This window comes from Paenibacillus silvae, assembly GCF_014639235.1.
Lineage (GTDB): Bacteria > Bacillota > Bacilli > Paenibacillales > Paenibacillaceae > Paenibacillus > Paenibacillus silvae.
Genome location: NZ_BMFU01000002.1, coordinates 440,587 through 458,978, shown reverse-complemented (window position 1 = coordinate 458,978; position 18,392 = coordinate 440,587). Strand labels below are relative to the sequence as shown.

The window sequence follows — 18,392 nt, the reverse complement described above, 5'->3', positions numbered from 1 at the left end:
CTGCAGGGTTTTCTTTCTAATCAGCATCTGATTTGTGAGATGCAAGCTGAAGTTTCCTCATTTAAAAAACGTGTTATCTCGTGTTAAGTCGATTTACAAAGAATAATGTTTTTGGGAAAATGATTCTATATCATAAAATGAAGTGTAGAGGAGAGCTTTCAATGCAGGTTCAGCAGGTTAATCATCATGAATTCTTCGAGCAAATATACAACCAAACACCGATTGGAGTTGCTCTTATAGCTCCGGCAGGAAATTGGCTGAAAGTGAATCCTGCTTTTTGCCGTATGACTGGTTTCACTTGTGAAGAACTGACGAAACTCCGCTTCCAGGATTTAACACATCCGGAGGATTCCTCGAAGGATACTGTTGAAGAAGCTGGACTTTTTGATAACAAAGTAAAAGAGAATATATATGAGAGACGCTGCACTAAAAAGAATGGGGAAGAATTATGGTGTTCATTTCATTTAACTCCAATCAGTGGCGAAGTCACGTCTGAACCCGATTACTTCGTTTGCTTTATTGTAGATATTACGGATCGTATCCGATCTGAACGGAAACTTTCGCACAGTGAAGGTATTATCGCAAATGCCGAGCGCTTGGCGAAGATTGGAAGCTGGCAATGGGATGTAGTCCATGATCAGATCACCATTTCTGAACAGGTACTGGAAATCTTTGAACTTGACCGCACAAAAAAATATTATTGTGCAAAAGATATTTATAAGGTAATGAGTACTGCAGACGCAGCAACTTTGCGAGAAAAAATAAGAGACGCAGAGCAGAGAGATCCTTTTGTTTTTGAATTTCAATACGGTCGGTCCGAAGGTAGAGCAAAATATATTCAATTACGTGGGCTAATCATTTATGACGAACATCAACAGCCAATAGAGTTAAAAGGTGTACTTCAGGATATTACCGAACAAAAACAGGTGGAATTCAGGCTCCAAGAAACCATTGAACGTTACACCTCACTCAAAAAATATAATCATGACGCTATTATTTCATTTGATATGAGTGGAAACATTATTAATGCTAATCCTGCAGCCGTAAAGATGACAGGTTGTACAGTAAACGAAATGGTTGGGAAAAGTATAGGAAGATTTATTGGAGCCAGTAATCTAGGCCTCATTCTAAGGAGCCACTATGATTTGGCTGAGAATAAAATGAACACTGTTTTGCACAGGGACAGTCATGAAACAGAGGTATTGGCAACACTTGCTCCGATTATTATTAATAATGTCAATGTCGGTTACTATTTAATAGCCAAGGACATTACGGAACAGAAAAAGCTTCTCGTTGCCAAAGAAACTGCTGAAAAAATGAACCAGGCAAAAAGCGATTTTTTGGCGATGATGAGCCATGAAATACGAACACCTATGAATGGTGTGATCGGAATGACAGATCTTCTTCTAGATACCCCGGGACTAAGCCAGGAGCAAAAGGAATATATTCAGATCATCCAAAAAAGTGGAGATTCCTTGCTTACTATTATCAATGATATCCTTGATTTTTCTAAGATCGAATCGGGGAAAACCGATTTAGCAGTGGATCCTTTTGATCTACAAGAAATCGTGACAGAAACGGTGCAAATTGTAAAACCTTTGATCCGTGAAAAGAAGTTAGATATTCATATTTGTCTGGATGAGGCGCTTCCAATTCCAATGTACGGTGATGCCCCTCGGTTAAAACAAGTACTTACTAATATCATCGGTAATGCTGTGAAGTTTACTATGGAAGGCAGCGTAGAAATTGAAGTACGGGTTAAAGAGAAATGTGAGGAAAACGTGTATCTTCATTTTAAAGTCAAAGATACGGGAGTGGGGATTCCGGTAGAGAAAAGGCAGCAATTATTTGAGCCATTCTCCCAATTGCACAACTTTTTGACACGCAAAACGCAAGGCACGGGATTGGGACTGGCGATCAGCAAAAAATTGATAGAACTCATGCATGGAGATATATGGATTGAGGATTCAGATGCACCTGGAACAACGTTTATATTCACTGCCTGCTTTAAAATTAACAATGAGGACGTTGGTCAACACCTAGAGTTCTCTCAAAGAAAGAACAGGGGGACCCCTCTCCATATTCTGATTGCTGAGGATAATGAAATGAATCAGCTTGTCCTTAGTAAGATGGTTGAAAAAAAGGGACACTTCGTAGATCATGTCGTGGACGGAAAAGAAGCTTTAGAGGCTGTCAAGCGGAATGAATACGATATTGTGTTTATGGATGTGCACATGCCAAGATTGGATGGATTTGAAGCGACTCGAGCAATCAAAGAGAATCTATCTTCTGAAGACTGTCCTTATATTGTTGCAGTGACTGCACATGCTCTAAGAGGGGATAGGGATCGATGCTTGAAGGCAGGAATGGATGATTACATTAGTAAACCCATCAAAAGTGAATCTATTTATCAAGTGATAGAGACGTATTACAACAAGAAGCAGATGGAATAGATGAAATTAGTACACTACTTACGGAAACCGGGCGTGCCGTAATGACGGTGGGTCAGATTTAGGGCGCTTATTAATCCAATCGGTACAAGTTCATGTCCCGAGTCCAGGACAAAAACTTGTACCGATTGCTGTAATGCACAAGAACACAGTCTGATGCGAACTCCTTAAGCTACGTTCGTTTTTTTATAAATAATCGCCGATCCAGGAAATAACCTGCTAACAGTGAAAGCACAACAAGTATAACGGGTATTCCAAACGATTCCTTAGAGAAGGGGGCTCCTTCCAGATTCAGATGGTCTGTCGCACGATATTCGAGACGTTTGGCAGCAAATTGAGCAGTCATGACGTCTTCTTGTTTAGATAAATCTTCAAACGCAGGATCCATTGCAAATCTTCCCTGCATATTTTTGTGCAACAATAACAATTCGGTATTGTTGTTCAATTGTTTCCATTGCCCAATATCCTCAGCAGCTGCAGTCTCGGCTTGAGCGCCAACCACAATCATCTTGGAGAGAGAAGGAGCGTCGTTCATCTGATAACGCGCTACCAAATTCAAGCCATGCTTGGTTACAATCGGTTGATTTTCACGTGATATCGTTAAAGTCGTCGTTGTTCCAGATGCTCCATAGGTATCAAAGGCAGAGGACAGATCTAATTCATCTGCACCTGGATATAGCAATACGCCTGCTTTGGTCTTGTTCCATTGATAGGATTGATTCAAAATGTACGTAATATCACTCAATCCTGCCGTGAAAGGTTCCATTTTCGGATCAATGACGTAATGGTAGGAAGGATAATGGAGTTCATTCGCTACCTGCTTCGCGGCTGCCTCACCTAACTGCTGCGAAATGACATAAAGGGTCGCATCCATTCCGGACGTAAGACCAGCCGAAGAGACGATGTTACCTTGGGGCACATAACGCTGATCTTTTACCCACTGAATTTCCGGGTAGCTTTTGATCAAACGTTGAATGTCTCCCCAGTGTGTCGCAGCACTTTTACCGTTCAGCAATCCGGTATCGGCCAGATTCTCTGCGCCATTACATATGGACAATAGAATCGTTTGTTCACTCGAATGCTTGCGAATCCATTCACGGACGGGAGCATATTTTTTCTCATCCAGGATCGGCATATAAGGGATAACGATAATATCTGGACTTTTGCCAAGCATTTGGTCCATATCAGCAAAAGAATAATGGGGAATGACATCCAATCCTCCGGTTAACGATTTGATTGCCGAATCCGGTGCAACACTGAATACATTGTACTTTCCTGTAAGAGCAAACATCTCATACGGGACTAGAAAATCAAAAACTTCCGTTACTTCATTAGAAAGTAAAACAGCTACCGTTGGCTTGTTAGCATCATATGCAGGTACCTTTACCTGATCCAGTGCAGGAGGATTGCTTTGATTATATAAAGACATTCCAGCACTGGATGTATGAATGAAACCGAACACACCTGCTCCTCCCACGATAATGATAACTAAAAAAACATACATAAAAATGCGCAGCAAAACTTTCACTTCCCCGTTCCCCTTCCAACTAAATAATATTTTACCTCAAAAAATATACCAATTGAGGATCAAATGCACACCTGCCCAAGGACGGATTGCAGCACTAGGCTGCAGGTGGAAGGGTTACTGGACCTAAGTCTGTTCTGTTTTTTCTACAAGACCCGTTAGAGCTATACTCCCCGTTTGACGTGGTAAAAGTTTTTCAATACGGTGACTTTAACAGTTTGAAAAATAGGTGTTGTTTAACGCCTGAGTTATTCATAATATCCTTCAGTAGATTTTCTCAAGCTGCTGAATTGATCGGCATCATGCCCGAACCACACTTGGGAATTCGTGCGAGCGGCCAGAGTACGAATTTTCTCCACGGTGTTTCGGTAACCGATCAGATCATAAATTATTCCGGGTGGCTTGACTGGAGGACCAAAGCTTTCCGCAGAATAGATGGCATCGGAAGCTAAAATGATTCCGCCGGTTTCTGGCATATCAATCTGGAGACCTAACATTCCCCATGCATGACCGCTTCCGAAATTCAAGATTTTGATACCATCTACCAATTCCAGATTGTCTTCAAGTATTCTCTAACAACATTAGGTGAAACTCTGCTTCAGCCGATGAAAGAGTTAAGACAGTGGGGAAGAGAGCATTTCGCTCAAGTTGTAGAGGCACGGGTTCAGTATGACTCTGCTTCTACTGAGGGTTCACGTGAAGCCGACAACATCAGTGGATGAACTTTCAACATCAGGCTGGATAAAATGCCCTTTTCAGGGTTAGCCTGAATAATCGCTCAAAACAGGGGTTGAGTCTCCCTTTACTGGAGACCATATACTTGCTCTTAAGAAGGTAGTCGCAACATGACAAAGGAGCTGGGTATATGAGAAATCTGGAGGGTATTGTCATCCTATGGAACATTGCGGTTTTGGGATGGATTTTAGTTGGAAAAGAGAAAAAGGAGCGAGGCTTAATTATTAGCCTTGGCATATCGGTTATTGTCATTCTTCTGCAAGGAATACTGGAAGGCATGCGTTGGCAGCTCATTCCTGCTTACGCTCTGGCTGTTGTACCTCTTTATATGCTTGTGCTAGCTAGACTCCCATGGTCTACACTGCCAAAAAGCTCTAAATCAAGCGTAATGAAAAGGGTTATTGGAATGATGGCAGCTGTCATTTATGCTTTTGTAGCTGTAGCGCTACCAATATTACTGCCGGTTTTTACTTTTTCGGAGCCAACAGGAGTTTATAAGGTAGGAACCACATCTTATGAGTGGACAGACGCAACAAGAGAGGAAACGTTTACTCCAAAAGATGGTGATAAGCGTAAACTTAAGATACAAATTTGGTACCCTGCTGAGAAAGATTCAAAGGGAGAAATAAGCCCGTACGTACAAGACGGGGCATTATTGGCAGAAGGCTATCACAGACTTTTAGATATGCCAAAGCCGTTATTTAACAGTATACGCTATGTAAAAACGCATTCACTTGAAAATGTGGACATCTCAGATCAGGAAGCAGCTTACCCCGTCTTGATTTTTTCACATGGCTTGAATGGTCATAAAAATCAAAATACATTCCAAATTGAGGAAATCGCTAGTCACGGCTACATTGTTGTAGGTATTGACCATACCTATAATAGTACGGTTTCCCAATTTTCCGACGGTACGGTTACTTACTTTACTCCAGGACAGGATGAAACGGTCGAGATGATGGATCAAACAAATAAAATATGGGTAGAGGACACCAAATTTGTTTTAGGTCAGGTGGAAAAACTGGCTGCGCATGATCCAGATCATCGTTTTACAGGCCGAATGGATTTGCAGCGAATCGGAATGTTTGGACATTCCTTTGGCGGGGCAACAAGTACACAAATGTTAATGTCCGATCCTCGAATCAAGGCAGCTTTGAATATGGATGGTGTGCTTTATGGAAAGCTGCGAGTGCCTGAGGGGGGCTTTAATAAACCGTTTCTTATGATGAGTGCGGATCAATCCAGATATTTTGAGCAATATATTCAAGACCCTGCACTCACTGCCTCTTTGACAGATTTGTTCAAACGATATGATCATATTACAGATGGCGGAAATTACTGGCTAACACTGCGTAATATGTCGCATATGGGCTTCTCCGATCTGTATCTGACCTCACCATTATTTGAATGGATGGGAGGTATAAGCTTGAAGGAATCGTATTCGATTATCAATGCATACACGCTGGATTTCTTTAATCACTTTTTGAAGCAGGAGCCATTGAAGCTGCTTGATCAAAATATAGGCGAGCATACGCTGTTTAAGTTAGAAAAAGGCGAGAAATAAGCTGAAAAACTGGGGAAGTAAAAAGCCAGTCATTCTAAACTGCAACCGAGTTGTCAGATGTTGTTCTGACCAATGGTTTTCAGTTGACGGTGACTGGCTTTTCTATGGTATCTTACAGGTTAAATCTGTTGAAGCTTCCATCTCAAGCCCTGAAATAATAAGTTGTCTCTTTGGGACAATTGTTCAAATTCCGGACTAAGTATGGAGCAAAGCCTAACAGATCTTTTGAAATTTTGGGTTTCGAGCTTGTCTATATGGTCTTCTATCATTTGAAGAATCTCCTGACTGTTAGATGCCGCATTAGAATCGGAATATAGCTGTATTGCATCGTCAACGACGGCTTGAACATAGCTGCTATGAGGTTCATAGTTGTTTCTCAAGGCAGTACTTAATCGTTTCTGAATACTCTGCATGAGCCGGAGCCATTCCTTGGTCTCGTAAATTGGATGCTGAGCGATGTTAACAAACAGAAACTCCACACTTTGGAGATCAGCAATAAATTCAGGGGAGCTAATCAGCTCTTTTAGCTCCTTCCATGCCATGAGCTGCTTGGCAGACAGGTCTTCCGGATGAAGAATGTACTTATTGAAGTAATGGAAAAAAGCATCTTGCCATTCTGCCGGAATATCTGACATAAAACCGATTTCTTCTATTTTGGTTAAAACAAATTGCTGTCTGTTTTGTTGATTTTGCTTCTGGATATGAACTAATTCATGAATGTGCGAAAGAAAAGGGGAGGGGTTCGTCTTGGAATCCTTACTGTAATCATTAACTATACTTCTGGCATTATTTAATATCGCAATCATGCCATTCAGTGCTTGAACCTCCGTTTGTAACGTTTCTATTTGCCAATCCAGGGAGGTCTCCATCGATATTTCCCCGGAAAGCAGTCTCTTGATATCATCAATTCCGAATCTTAGCTCACGAAGTGTTTTAACAAGCTGTAGACGCCATATGGCCTCTGTTGTGTAAAAGCGGTACCCGCGGTTATTTACAAAGGGTGCTTTGACTAATTGTATTTCATCATAATAACGAACCGTTTTTACTGTAGAATCTATCATTTGCGCGGTCTCTCCAATGGAGAATAAAACGGTGTCTGCTGATTCTTGTTTTAAAGTTTGCAATTTAGATAGCTCATTTTGTTTATGCTGCATAACGTTCACCTCTGTCATTGTAGTATATCATCTCCTGTTAGGGGAGACTCAATACGACAACTTTTCGAGCTTTGATCACAGCAAACTATAATAACTGATTGAGCTTGCTTTCAGGCTCTTCACCATTTTCTACCTGTTTAATATTTTTCATAAAAAAATCATATCTTTTTTTATGAAATTTCCGACCATCAGGCATTCCTGCTGTATGAGGCGTAAGTATTACATTCCCCATATTCCGGAGCTCACTGTCCATAGGAAGCGGTTCAGATTCAAACACATCCAGGCATGCGCCTGAAATATCCCCATTTTTTAATGCATCAATCAAGTCTCTTTCGTTCACAATCCCGCCGGGGAGGTATTGATAAACAGAGTTGTATCCTTCATTTTCTTGAATACCGCTTTGTTGATCAGCTGTCTGGTTTGCTGATTCAACGGTATATGTACACTGATGATGTCCGATGTGCTTACAAGAGTATCGAAGTCTGTCATTGTCACAAAACCGTCCGATTGTACATTCGCATTTCTGGCATAAGCCAGAACATTCATGTCAAAAGCCTTACAAAACGCAGCTACTTTTTTTCCGATAGCGCCCAAACTGATAATCCCGATTGTTTTGCCTTCTAATTCACTACCCATATATTCCAAATGATTTTCATCCATCTTGTTTTTCATGAAGGTATCAAGAAACGGTATGTTTTTATAATAAGACAATATCAGCGCCATTACGTGCTCGGCCACGCCTTGCGCATTCACTCCTGCAGCATTGGCCACCCAAATCCCCAGCTCTGTACAGGCAGGGACATCTACATTATCAAATCCTGCACCTGTCTGTACCAATTTTAATGTTTTTGCGATAGAAAGCAGGCTGTGATCAACCTTAATATGTTCAGGTATGAGCACATGGCAATCTTCCATATGATGCAGCATTTCTTCTCCAGGCGGGACAATGACAACGTTCCATTCTTGCGGAAAATACCTTACAATATTTGATTTTGAGGTCTCGCTAAAATGCCCAACAACTAGAATCTTCATTGCTAAACCACCTTTCATAATATCTAGATAAACCATATACTAGTTATAACAGTTTATTGTTGAGGTGAATATCCAATGGATGAAATCAATGAATCGAAACAAATTGTATTACAAATCGGCGGAGCATTGAAAAAGTACAGAAAAGAAAAAAACATAACCTTGGACGATTTATCCGAATTAACGGGCGTAAGCAAACTTACGCTGGGAAATATTGAACGTGGCGAGACAAATCCAACTTTGGGAATGATATGGAAAATTTCAAAAGGCATTTCTTTACCGCTATTGGCTTTGTTCCAATCAGAGCAGCCTGTTCATGTGTATCGAGCTGGCGAAGGATTACGGTTTTCTAATGATGAAAAAAATTGGATTATTGAACCGATCTTTAAAAGCAATGATATTGAAATGTGTCGGGCATATTTACAGCCAAATAGCTCGTATCTCCCTGAAGGGCATCACGTAAATACAACTGAAACTGCGACAGTGATGACTGGTTCCATTGAGATACAGGTCGATGGAGAGGTTTACACACTGAAGCAATATGATACGATCAGTTTTCGTGCAGATTCTCCTCACTCTTATACCAATCATACCAATAGCCAAACCGTTCTTCATATCTCCTTAAAATATGGTTTCTAAAATTCAAAAATGCACTTGTTAAATACAACTCCGATTTCCATGACGGAAATTCAGAGTTGTATTTTTTTATACATAAAATTTAGTATATTTTAAAATACTTATTGTTTAAATAAATATATTATAATATACTTTTGTTATTCGCGCGAATGTTATAGCAAATTTTTATCAAAATGAAGCAAATCATACGTAACAATTCAGGAAGGAGAAGTGAAGAATGCCGAATAAACAAAAAAACATACCGTCCTCTATGGCGCTGATCATTCTCGGCATTATCGTTATTGCGGCTAATTTACGTACTCCCTTGACCTCGGTCGGTCCTTTAGTGAGTCTCATAAGGGATGACGTTCACATTTCAAATACATTAGCAGGTTTGATCACAACGGTACCCTTGCTTGCCTTTGCTTTATTATCATCTCTAGTACCAAAATTAGGACGAAGATATGGGGTTGAGCGTATCATTATGATGGCCCTGATTTTTCTGACTGCGGGTATTGTCATACGTTCCTTATCTGGCGCAATTTATCTGTTTATCGGGACAGCAGTTCTTGGATTCGCGATTGCCATATGTAATGTATTACTGCCGAGTATAATCAAAAGAGATTTCCCGGATAAGATTGGCTCTATGACAGGTGTTTACTCCATTTCAATGAATTTATGCGGAGCAATCGCATCGGGAATTAGTGTACCCCTGGCAGTGAACGCTGGTCTAAAATGGCAGGGAGCATTGGGAATATGGGGGATTTTAAGCTTTGTTTCGATCCTCTGTTGGCTGCCCCAATTAAGAAAACAAACAAAGCAAACAGCCACGACAAGTCAAAGAATGGCCAGCTACGATGTGAATGTCTGGAAATCCCCGCTTGCGTGGCAAGTAACCCTGTTTATGGGTATACAGTCCATGATATTCTATGTTTTGATCGCCTGGTTGCCTGAAATTTTGAAGCAGCAGGGAATTGACCCCAACCAATCAGGATGGTTCCTATCCATCATGCAGTTAGCGATGCTTCCATTTACGTTTATTGTTCCTGTTATTGCCGGGCGCATGTCTAACCAACGTTTGTTAGTGTTCATCACTACCATTTTGCTTTTAACGGGAACACTCGGACTTCTATACGGCAACTCCAACGTCATTCTGTTATGGATCATCATGCTCGGAATTGGTGGTGGCTTCGCCTTTAGCTTGTCCATGATGTTTTTCGGGTTGCGCACTGAAAATGCGCATCAAGCAGCGGAACTATCTGGCATGGCGCAATCAATCGGGTATCTTCTTGCCGCAATGGGTCCAGCCCTTATTGGATATCTGCATGATGCAACAAATAGCTGGAACCTGCCACTTTTCATTTTGCTAGGAGCTTCAGTCCTGCTCTTTATAGTTGGTATCGGAGCAGCAAGTCATCGTATTGTAGGTAGTCGAAATCATTACGAGATGCCGCGGAAAGGATGATAACGATGTTTGACAAAGTTATGGTGGCCATTGATAAAGCTGAAATAACAAATAAACTCCTGGATGCAACCGTTGAAATAGCTCAAAATAAACAATCTCAGATTAGCTTGGTTAATGTAAGTCAGGATTATGTGTCGAACGGAATGACATATGTACCTGAGCCTTTTTTGGAAGACCTGCTGAACGAAATGGAAAAAGCGAGTTTGGATCTACTGCACCAAGCCAAATCCAAATTAAAGTCTGCGGGAATAAATCCGGAAACTATTCATCTTAAGGGAGATCCTGCGTATGAAATATTGAATTATGCAAGGGAAACCGGGCAGCAACTTGTTATTATCGGAAGTCGTGGACTAATGGGCGTAAAAGGAATGATGCTTGGAAGTGTCAGCCATAAGGTTTCACAATTATCAAACTGTCCGGTCCTCATTGTACATTAACTCTTTAGGAACTACTGAGATGATGCATTGATATACTGACGGAGGAGCATTCATCGCATGAATTATGCAGCGGCATTCTAGGATATTCGTATCCTGCGATGCCGCTGTTTCTATGAAGAAAATTACAGATGAGATTAACATTTAAAAATTTGCAACATATAAAAATTACTCATATTATTCAATCTATTGGAATTTTATTCATACCATTTTATTAGATATTGGCGATGATCAACCTGATTTAGTTATCTGAATGGGGAAAAGGCAATTGGACGGTACAGTAACAGCTGTGGGTAACAATAAGTATAACCAATGCAGCGTAAACGACTGGAACGATATTTTGGCTGTTTCGGCAGGGTATCTTCATACTGTTGGGCTTAGATCGGATGGCACGGTAGTCACTGTAGGTCGAAATAATGAAGGTGAATGCAATGTAAGCGGATGGCTGATATTGTAGCAGTTACAGCAGGCAGCTATCATACCGTTGGTCTTAAGTCAGACGGTACAATGGTTGCTGTAGGCGATAATGATTATGTACAGTGTGATATCAGCAGGTGGAGCAGCATCCAACAATAAGCCCTTATCAGAGGGAGGACAAGATCATATTCCCAGTGAAGTCGCTATTGAAGCGGCTTTTTTATTGTATTCTTTTGAGGTCCCGCCCATCACGAACATTGTTCTTGACGAACAGTGTTCGTGATGTTATAAATATAATACATCATAAGCGCACAGCTGCTGTCCTGATTCCCTTGATCGGAGATGAAGCAGATTGCTCGAATCTTGCACTTTAGCTAGACACAAATGCGAATATACTAAGGAGATGTGTACAAATGGACACAGTTAATTCAAATGAACAACGTCGTATCGCAATAATTGGAGGTGGACCCGGAGGTTTGACGCTTGCCCTTATTTTACAGAAACATGGTATTCCCGCGGTTATCTACGAGCGTGAGCAGGAGGACAAAAGTCATGAACGAGGAGGATCTCTGGATATTCATGAAGATTCCGGGCAGCTTGCGTTGAAAGAAGCTGGATTATATGAAGCTTTTCAGCAAGCCGCACGGTATGAGGGCGAAGATTTCAGATTAATGGACAAAACAGGGGAAATTTATATTGATGAAGTGGCCGATGAAGATATGTCGGAAGGACACCATCGCCCTGAGATTGACCGTGGTACACTTTGTGATTTGCTTTTAAACAAATTAGATCAGTCTAAAATACGATATGGCTATAAACTTGAGAAGATTGTGTCTTTAGGCGCAGGCAAGACCGAGCTTCATTTTGAGAATGGAAATGTAGAGGTAGCCGACCTTGTCATTGGTGCTGATGGCGCGTTTTCACGTGTTCGCCCGCTGCTTACGGATATCGATGTAGAATATTCAGGTCTGACTATGCTGGAGCTTAACGTTACTGCAGACGATCACCCGGATCTGGCAGCGTTCAATTCACGTGGGAAGATGTTTGCATTAGATGATCATAAAGGGATATTAGGGCAATTGAATGGCGACGGACGCATCAAAGTATATGCGAGTTTCAAGGTCGAACAGGACTGGTTAGACACTATTCGGAACGATAAACCGCAGGAAATGAAAGCGAAATTACTTGAGCTTTTCCACGATTGGAATGAATCGCTGCAGAATTATATTCGGTATGCGGAGGATGTTATTTTACCAAGAAGGATTTACATGCTGCCAGTCGGCTTCAGATGGGAACGAAACTCTGGTGTCACGTTGATCGGAGATGCGGCTCACGTCATGTCACCTTTTGCCGGAGAAGGTGTGAACCTTGCTATGCTGGATGCATTGGAGCTTGCTCTTGCCCTTGTAAGAAACAAGAATACTGCGGAAGCCATTGAAGAATATGAGGAGAAAATGTTCAAGTATTCCTCAGAAAAAGCAGACGAATCCAATCAAAATCTCATCCTTTGCTTCTCGGATCATGCCGCACCGAACCTGGCTAATTTAATGCAGTCTTATCACAACAAGTATGAGCAGCAGACATAATGTGATCTTACGCTATGTATTTACTATTGGCTTCTGGCATGTTATAAGAAAAGTATGATGAAACCTAAACGTGAAATTGTGAGTCGACGTAATCGACCAGCGAAAGAAGCTTTGAGTCATGAACTGATTGTAAAGACCGCCTATGATTTGTTAAAGGAGGAAGGAACCTCTGGCATGAGCATGAGGAAGATCGCCAAGCAGCTGGACACAGGCCCATCTTCACTGTATGTTTATGTTAAAAATTTGCAGGAATTAAGCTCGTATGTGCTTGACCTTGGTCTTGGAGAGCTGCACCTGCCTGAGATAACGGACGATAACTGGAAGGAGCAATTGTCCCAAACGCTATATGGCTATGCAATGTTACTTATTGAACAACCCGGGTTGGCAGAGCTATCTCTTCGAACGATCCCTATCGGTGATAATGCTTTTCGCCTGAATGAATATTTGCTTGCGCTACTGCAAAAGGGTGGAATTTCCTCCACCTCAGCTGCTTGGGGAACAGATCTTTTGCTTCTGTATGTTTCTTCTGTTGCTTTGGAGAAGGCTGCCAGATCAAGCGAGCAAATGGAACGCACCCAGAATTACTATAATGAAGCAGATCCGGTTCGTTTTCCTCTCATGAATAGTCTGAAAAAAGAAATTTTCTCGGGGGATATTGACTCCAAGGAAAGATTCTTCTGGGGAATTGAAGTGATATTTCAAGGAATTCTGCAGATGCAGCAGAGAGGCCGCAGTTAAAAATCTAAAAATGGCAGATGTCGAACAGAGGGGGGCATTAACATTAATTTTCATGTAAATGAAGCTATTGAAATTCTGGAGCGCACGCCGCAAACTCTGGAGCGTTTCTTATCTGGTTTGTCAGAAGCATGGCTTCAATGCAATGAAGGTGAAGGAACCTGGAATGCACAAGAAGTGATTGAACATTTCATTGAAGCGGAGAAGCATAACTGGATTCCGCGGGTGGAATCCATCGTGTTGGAGGGTGAACCTCAGCTGTTTCCCGCCTTTGACCGTTTCTCCCATTTGAAGCAGATATCTGAACGAAGCGTTGAAGAAGCACTACAGGAGTTCAGTAGCATCAGATTGAACAATATTTCTACACTCAAGGATATCATTAATTCTAATCCTGATCTGGAGAAGACCGGCTTGCATCCGGAATTCGGCAGCGTGAAGTTGAGGGAGCTGCTCTCTGCGTGGGTCGTTCATGATTTTACACATATTACGCAAATTATCAGGGTCATGGCTGAGAGATACAGGACTGATGTTGGACCCTGGAGTGCATATTTAGGCATTTTGAACAGGAGTTGATTTCTTCTGTAAGATTAAAGTCGCTAACTTAGCGACTTTTTTTCTTTATCACACCATCCCTTTCCCCAGTAGATATAAGGAGAATGCTCATACCATATCTCAGGTCTTCACCTATCTTGAGTCTTCTTTTGCTTTAATTCAAAAATTGGTATGCAAAAAAATGCATAGAGTGGTACTTAAAACATTAAAAATGTTCATGTTAGCATAAATCTAACAGCATGCTGTACTACTGCACATTAATCATAGCTATGATGATCCAACAGCAGCAATCGTTTGAAGTTGGAATGAAGGGGGAGCGTATGAATGCAGCAAATCCCGCAACGAACAAAATAGGCAAGCTGCCTTACGTTCTTGCGATATCATTTATTCTATTAATGGTTAGTTTATCCGTATGGTTACAACATGCAGAGATCATTTTGCCAGAGGTTGCAGCGATGGCTATAGCCATGTGGGTATACAGAGAACCAGGGTGGATCAGACGTCCTTCCGTCATTTTCATTGCACCGACCATGACAGCTGCGATTGGTCTGACCATGAATCAGTTCCAAATCATATATCCGATAAAGGTAATGCTTACCCTATTTATAATGATGTTATTTCTGAGATTAATACGCTCTAACCTCGCTCCCGCCATTGCTACAGGTCTATTACCACTCGCCATTCATACACAGGATTGGTCATTTGTATCGATTGTCTTTGCATTCACATTGACCTTAATGGCCGGAGTAGTCGTGTTTCAGCTTCATAAAAATCTCGCAGCAAAGTCGATGATTCAATACAAATATATGGTGATTTTCCTGGCTATCTCACTATGCTGGCTCAGTATTTGCTGGCTGCTGGGTTATGAACACATGGCAGTGATTCCACCTATTTTCGTCGTCGTTTACGAATCGCTCCAAAAGCCGATCTACACAGTAAAAATGGCGTTTAAGCAAGGCTTAACCCTAACGATATCTGCTGCTGTTGGCGCTCTTATTTTTATGCAGGTGGATTCGCAGGTACTGGCTGCGTTCATCGATATGATTTTAATCGTCGTGATATCACGCCTTTTTCATGCCCGAATTCCTGCCTTGTACGCTATACCGCTACTGACCTTTGTATTTCCCGTAGAAAAAGTGTGGAGTTTACCTCTTGTCACACTTGTTGCAAGTTTATTTATGTTCAGCTTTATATTGTTATACAAATATGGGGAAAAGAAGGCTTCGAACCGTAAACATAGGCCGGAACAAAATGAGGGTTTCGACCAGAATTCGGTGTCACCATCATAAATCATAATTAACTCGGGTGCATTGGCAGAAAGCGAAATTTGGAGGATAAACGTATGATATTTGGCCTGATTGCAGCACTTTGTTTTGGTCTATCGGACTTTATGGTTACCCAGGCCACCAGAAAGGTGCAAACGTTACCTGCCTTGCTCGGGATTCAGCTCATTGCTTCACTTTTGCTGGGAGGCTATGTACTTACACAATCACCTCATATTGACCAAAACGCTATGGTTTGGATCGGAATAGCCGGCATCTCTGTAGTCAACTTTGCAGGTACGTTAATGTTATATCGAGCTTTTGAAAAGGGGACCCTATCCATCGTTTCTCCGATCAGCTCGGGATTTGCAGTGGTGACTGCGATTCTCGCTTTTATTGGCGGTGAGCGGTTGCCCATCAATACCATTATAGGTGTTCTGCTGCTGGTTATTGGTGTATTGACAGTTACAAGATCAAGCAAAAGCATCGGACAACAAATGACATTATCGGGCATACCCGAGGCCATTATCGCCTCAATCTGCATCGGTTTTTATTTTTGGGCGATCGGATACATTACTCCTCATCTGGGTGTAATTCTTCCTGTACTCGTCACACGGATCATACAGTTTTTTTGTGCGTTTATACTTCTACGGGTAAAAAGAATTCAACTCCCACGCATAAACCTGTCTACCAGTTTGATTCTCATTGTAGCTGCGCTGCTGGATACAGGAGCTTTACTCTCTTTTAATATGGGACAAACCGTTGATTATACCACAAGCACCACGGCCCTTACTTCATTATATAGTGTCGTTACCATACTTATGGCTGGCTGGATTTTGAAAGAAAAGCTGACGAAGAGCCAATGGGCGGGCATTGCCATTATTCTTCTCGGGGTCATTATCGTAAGCATCTAGAAAGGATTATAGGATGAACAGAGTATACACGGTCTATTCATTGATTACCGATGCGAATGATTCACATCTATTAATGGTTCAAAATACAGGCTCAGAGACGTGGACTCTTCCGGGTGGCAAAGTTGAAGCTAATGAAACGTTAGAAGCCGCTGCCATTCGTGAAGTGTGTGAAGAAACAGGTTTACATGTACAGCTCCGGGGAGTCGTAGCTATTAATGAGTATATGAAGAAGGATTGTTCGGAACATGGCATATGCGTAACCTTCAGAGCATGTATATCGAGTGGAGTTGAAGCCATTTCAAGACCTGATGAGATTAGACAAATAGCCTGGATTCGTCTTGAAGAAGCGGATGCACTGATGCCATTTTATGAGGAAAGCCTGCAAGAAATCGTCCGAAAAAATGTGCAGGTATCCTATTACGATGAAGGGATCATCTGATTCTTCAATGAAATGAATTATAGATATGGAAGGGCAGAGGCCCTTCCTTTTTGCTTGCAATTTCAGATCGTCTGAGCTCAATAAACGGCTTACTGTATTTATATAAATTGGGCAAGAGCTTGAATTCCTTCGGAAATCTGAGCCTCGTTCACATTGCCAAACCCCATGATAAGGCTGTCATTGTACTGATCCTTGCGAATCGTGTATCGCTCGGCCGGGTAGATTTTGATCCGATGCTCCTCAAGCTCCAGTGCAGTCAAAAGATCGGCGTTTCGTCCTGGCCAAGTTGCGATCAGATGCAAACCCGCAGCATCACCCGATATTTGAACCTTCTCTCCGAACGTATCCTTCAATGCATGAATCAGGTGAGTTCTTCGCTTATGATAAATTCGTTTCATTCGCAAAATATGACGTTTCAGATGCCCTTCCTTCATAAATCGGGACAATGTGATTTGCGATAAAGCAGGACACTGCATATCGGTCGTACGTTTGAGCTGCACGATCGATTCCACCAGCTCTTGCGGGGCTACAATATAACCGAGCCTTAGTGCAGGGAACATGTTTTTACTAAACGTTCCTACGTAGATTACCCGCTCAGCATCCAGCTCTCGCAGGGCATGAACAGGCATTCCCCCATAACGGAACTCGCTGTCATAATCATCCTCTATAATGTAGGCACCTGTGCTTCGAGCATAGTCAAGTAATTGGAGGCGCCTGCTGATCGACAGAATACTCCCAAACGGAAATTGATGAGAAGGTGTTACAAAGATGCATTTGGGCCTTACATCGGTTGGCAGCAGCTCTACACATAAACCATCGGCATCGACGGGCACAGGCATAATTCGGGCGTTCGTTTCAGCGAAAAGATTATGAATAAATGTTGCCGTCGGGTCTTCCATGGCAATCGTTTCACCAGGCGTTAATAAAAGCTTGCCGAGTATCGAAAAAGCCTGGGTTGCGCCAGCCGTAATAATAATTTGCGATGGCTGACAGTGAAGGCCTTTGATATGGAGAAGATGCTCACAAATGGCTTGTCGGAGTTCAATATCGCCAGCCATATCCTCCGGGTATCCAAGCATAGAAGGAGGAAGATCATGATACACATCCAGTGCAACTCTTTTCCACTTCTGAAGGGGGACATGCTCGAGCGCAGGAAAGCTGGGACGAAAATCAATACAGGATACATGATTCTCGCAGGCTGGGGAGACATTCTCATGCCTGTCAACAAGCTCTTCAGATTGTACATGCATTGGTTTGCTTGCGCCTATATCTCTTACGAAGGTTCCCGAGCCTTGCTTACCTTCCAAAAATCCTTCAGCTGTTAACTGCTCATATACCTCCACAATAAGGGCGCGTGAGACCCCAAGTTCTTTAGCAAGCTCCCGGGTGGAGGGAAGGGAGGTTCCTGCCCTGTAACTACCTTGCATTATTCGGTCTCTGATCCACGAGTATACCTGTCTGGTTTTCGTTTCATTCCGTCCGGATTGCATGAAAGATCTCCTTTTATTATAAAGTG

At 42.0% G+C, this 18,392-nt stretch carries 14 protein-coding genes and 3 pseudogenes; 12 read left to right on the top strand and 5 right to left on the bottom strand.

The genetic code is table 11. From position 1 onward, the window contains the following. Positions 1–161 precede the first annotated feature (161 nt). Positions 162–2,453: a PAS domain S-box protein gene (locus tag IEW26_RS08045; RefSeq protein WP_188591996.1), complete on the top strand. Its 2,292-nt coding sequence runs from the start codon at positions 162–164 to the stop codon at positions 2,451–2,453. Positions 2,454–2,622: 169 nt separating this feature from the next. Here the strand turns inward: IEW26_RS08045 and IEW26_RS08040 are convergent, their stop codons facing one another. After that, complete coding sequence (locus IEW26_RS08040) at positions 2,623–3,978, bottom strand: DJ-1/PfpI family protein (protein WP_188591995.1); 1,356 nt, start codon at positions 3,976–3,978, stop codon at positions 2,623–2,625. A gap of 245 nt (positions 3,979–4,223) precedes the next feature. Next, positions 4,224–4,538 (bottom strand): annotated as a pseudogene (locus IEW26_RS08035) (MBL fold metallo-hydrolase); the annotation flags it as partial. Between the two features lie 302 nt (positions 4,539–4,840). On the opposite strand from IEW26_RS08035, the gene IEW26_RS08030 reads away from it, so the two are divergent. Further along, positions 4,841–6,274, top strand: a complete 1,434-nt coding sequence (locus IEW26_RS08030) for an alpha/beta hydrolase family protein (protein WP_188591994.1) — start codon at positions 4,841–4,843, stop codon at positions 6,272–6,274. Between the two features lie 119 nt (positions 6,275–6,393). Here IEW26_RS08030 and IEW26_RS08025 read toward each other — a convergent pair whose 3' ends face one another. Together IEW26_RS08025 and IEW26_RS08020 are read right to left on the bottom strand one after the other, a co-directional pair. Continuing rightward, a complete protein-coding gene (locus IEW26_RS08025) occupies positions 6,394–7,446 on the bottom strand; it encodes a MerR family transcriptional regulator (protein ID WP_188591993.1) in 1,053 nt (350 codons plus the stop codon). 67 nt (positions 7,447–7,513) lie between these two features. Next, positions 7,514–8,343: pseudogene (locus tag IEW26_RS08020) on the bottom strand (NAD(P)-dependent oxidoreductase). Between the two features lie 192 nt (positions 8,344–8,535). Between IEW26_RS08020 and IEW26_RS08015 the strand changes: the two are divergent. The 10 genes and pseudogenes from IEW26_RS08015 to IEW26_RS07970 all read left to right on the top strand — a co-directional run bounded on the left by IEW26_RS08015 (position 8,536) and on the right by IEW26_RS07970 (position 16,876). Further along, positions 8,536–9,096, top strand: a complete 561-nt coding sequence (locus IEW26_RS08015; RefSeq protein ID WP_188591992.1) for a helix-turn-helix domain-containing protein — start codon at positions 8,536–8,538, stop codon at positions 9,094–9,096. A 214-nt stretch (positions 9,097–9,310) separates the two neighbouring features. Further along, positions 9,311–10,537 carry a CynX/NimT family MFS transporter gene (locus IEW26_RS08010; protein ID WP_188591991.1) on the top strand — a complete coding sequence of 409 codons (1,227 nt, stop codon included), beginning with the start codon at positions 9,311–9,313 and terminating at the stop codon, positions 10,535–10,537. A gap of 5 nt (positions 10,538–10,542) precedes the next feature. Continuing rightward, positions 10,543–10,974: a universal stress protein gene (locus IEW26_RS08005; RefSeq protein WP_188591990.1), complete on the top strand. Its 432-nt coding sequence runs from the start codon at positions 10,543–10,545 to the stop codon at positions 10,972–10,974. A gap of 262 nt (positions 10,975–11,236) precedes the next feature. After that, positions 11,237–11,538: pseudogene (locus tag IEW26_RS08000) on the top strand (chromosome condensation regulator); the annotation flags it as partial. Positions 11,539–11,801: 263 nt separating this feature from the next. Next, a complete protein-coding gene (locus tag IEW26_RS07995; RefSeq protein ID WP_188591989.1) occupies positions 11,802–12,974 on the top strand; it encodes an FAD-dependent oxidoreductase in 1,173 nt (390 codons plus the stop codon). A 54-nt stretch (positions 12,975–13,028) separates the two neighbouring features. After that, positions 13,029–13,712 carry a TetR/AcrR family transcriptional regulator gene (locus IEW26_RS07990; protein ID WP_188591988.1) on the top strand — a complete coding sequence of 228 codons (684 nt, stop codon included), beginning with the start codon at positions 13,029–13,031 and terminating at the stop codon, positions 13,710–13,712. Between the two features lie 42 nt (positions 13,713–13,754). After that, on the top strand, positions 13,755–14,282 hold the full coding sequence (locus IEW26_RS07985; RefSeq protein WP_188592388.1) for a DinB family protein: 528 nt from the start codon (positions 13,755–13,757) through the stop codon (positions 14,280–14,282). Between the two features lie 299 nt (positions 14,283–14,581). Next, complete coding sequence (locus IEW26_RS07980) at positions 14,582–15,550, top strand: hypothetical protein (protein WP_188592387.1); 969 nt, start codon at positions 14,582–14,584, stop codon at positions 15,548–15,550. A gap of 53 nt (positions 15,551–15,603) precedes the next feature. Continuing rightward, the gene (locus tag IEW26_RS07975) at positions 15,604–16,437 is read left to right on the top strand and encodes an EamA family transporter (protein WP_188591987.1); all 834 of its coding nucleotides are present in this window, start codon (positions 15,604–15,606) and stop codon (positions 16,435–16,437) included. Positions 16,438–16,450: 13 nt separating this feature from the next. Continuing rightward, positions 16,451–16,876 carry an NUDIX hydrolase gene (locus IEW26_RS07970; protein ID WP_188591986.1) on the top strand — a complete coding sequence of 142 codons (426 nt, stop codon included), beginning with the start codon at positions 16,451–16,453 and terminating at the stop codon, positions 16,874–16,876. A 98-nt stretch (positions 16,877–16,974) separates the two neighbouring features. Here IEW26_RS07970 and pdxR read toward each other — a convergent pair whose 3' ends face one another. After that, entirely contained in the window at positions 16,975–18,366 is a 1,392-nt protein-coding gene (pdxR, locus tag IEW26_RS07965) for a MocR-like pyridoxine biosynthesis transcription factor PdxR (RefSeq protein ID WP_188591985.1), read from the bottom strand. Positions 18,367–18,392: the final 26 nt, after the last annotated feature.

Coding starts and splice junctions, on each gene's coding strand:
- IEW26_RS08045 (WP_188591996.1), top strand. CDS start 162: ATGCAGGTTCAGCAGGTTAATCATCATGAATTCTTCGAGCAAATATAC.
- IEW26_RS08030 (WP_188591994.1), top strand. CDS start 4,841: ATGAGAAATCTGGAGGGTATTGTCATCCTATGGAACATTGCGGTTTTG.
- IEW26_RS08025 (WP_188591993.1), bottom strand. CDS start 7,446: ATGACAGAGGTGAACGTTATGCAGCATAAACAAAATGAGCTATCTAAA.
- IEW26_RS08015 (WP_188591992.1), top strand. CDS start 8,536: ATGGATGAAATCAATGAATCGAAACAAATTGTATTACAAATCGGCGGA.
- IEW26_RS08010 (WP_188591991.1), top strand. CDS start 9,311: ATGCCGAATAAACAAAAAAACATACCGTCCTCTATGGCGCTGATCATT.
- IEW26_RS08005 (WP_188591990.1), top strand. CDS start 10,543: ATGTTTGACAAAGTTATGGTGGCCATTGATAAAGCTGAAATAACAAAT.
- IEW26_RS07995 (WP_188591989.1), top strand. CDS start 11,802: ATGGACACAGTTAATTCAAATGAACAACGTCGTATCGCAATAATTGGA.
- IEW26_RS07990 (WP_188591988.1), top strand. CDS start 13,029: ATGATGAAACCTAAACGTGAAATTGTGAGTCGACGTAATCGACCAGCG.
- IEW26_RS07980 (WP_188592387.1), top strand. CDS start 14,582: ATGAATGCAGCAAATCCCGCAACGAACAAAATAGGCAAGCTGCCTTAC.
- IEW26_RS07975 (WP_188591987.1), top strand. CDS start 15,604: ATGATATTTGGCCTGATTGCAGCACTTTGTTTTGGTCTATCGGACTTT.
- IEW26_RS07970 (WP_188591986.1), top strand. CDS start 16,451: ATGAACAGAGTATACACGGTCTATTCATTGATTACCGATGCGAATGAT.
- pdxR (WP_188591985.1), bottom strand. CDS start 18,366: ATGCAATCCGGACGGAATGAAACGAAAACCAGACAGGTATACTCGTGG.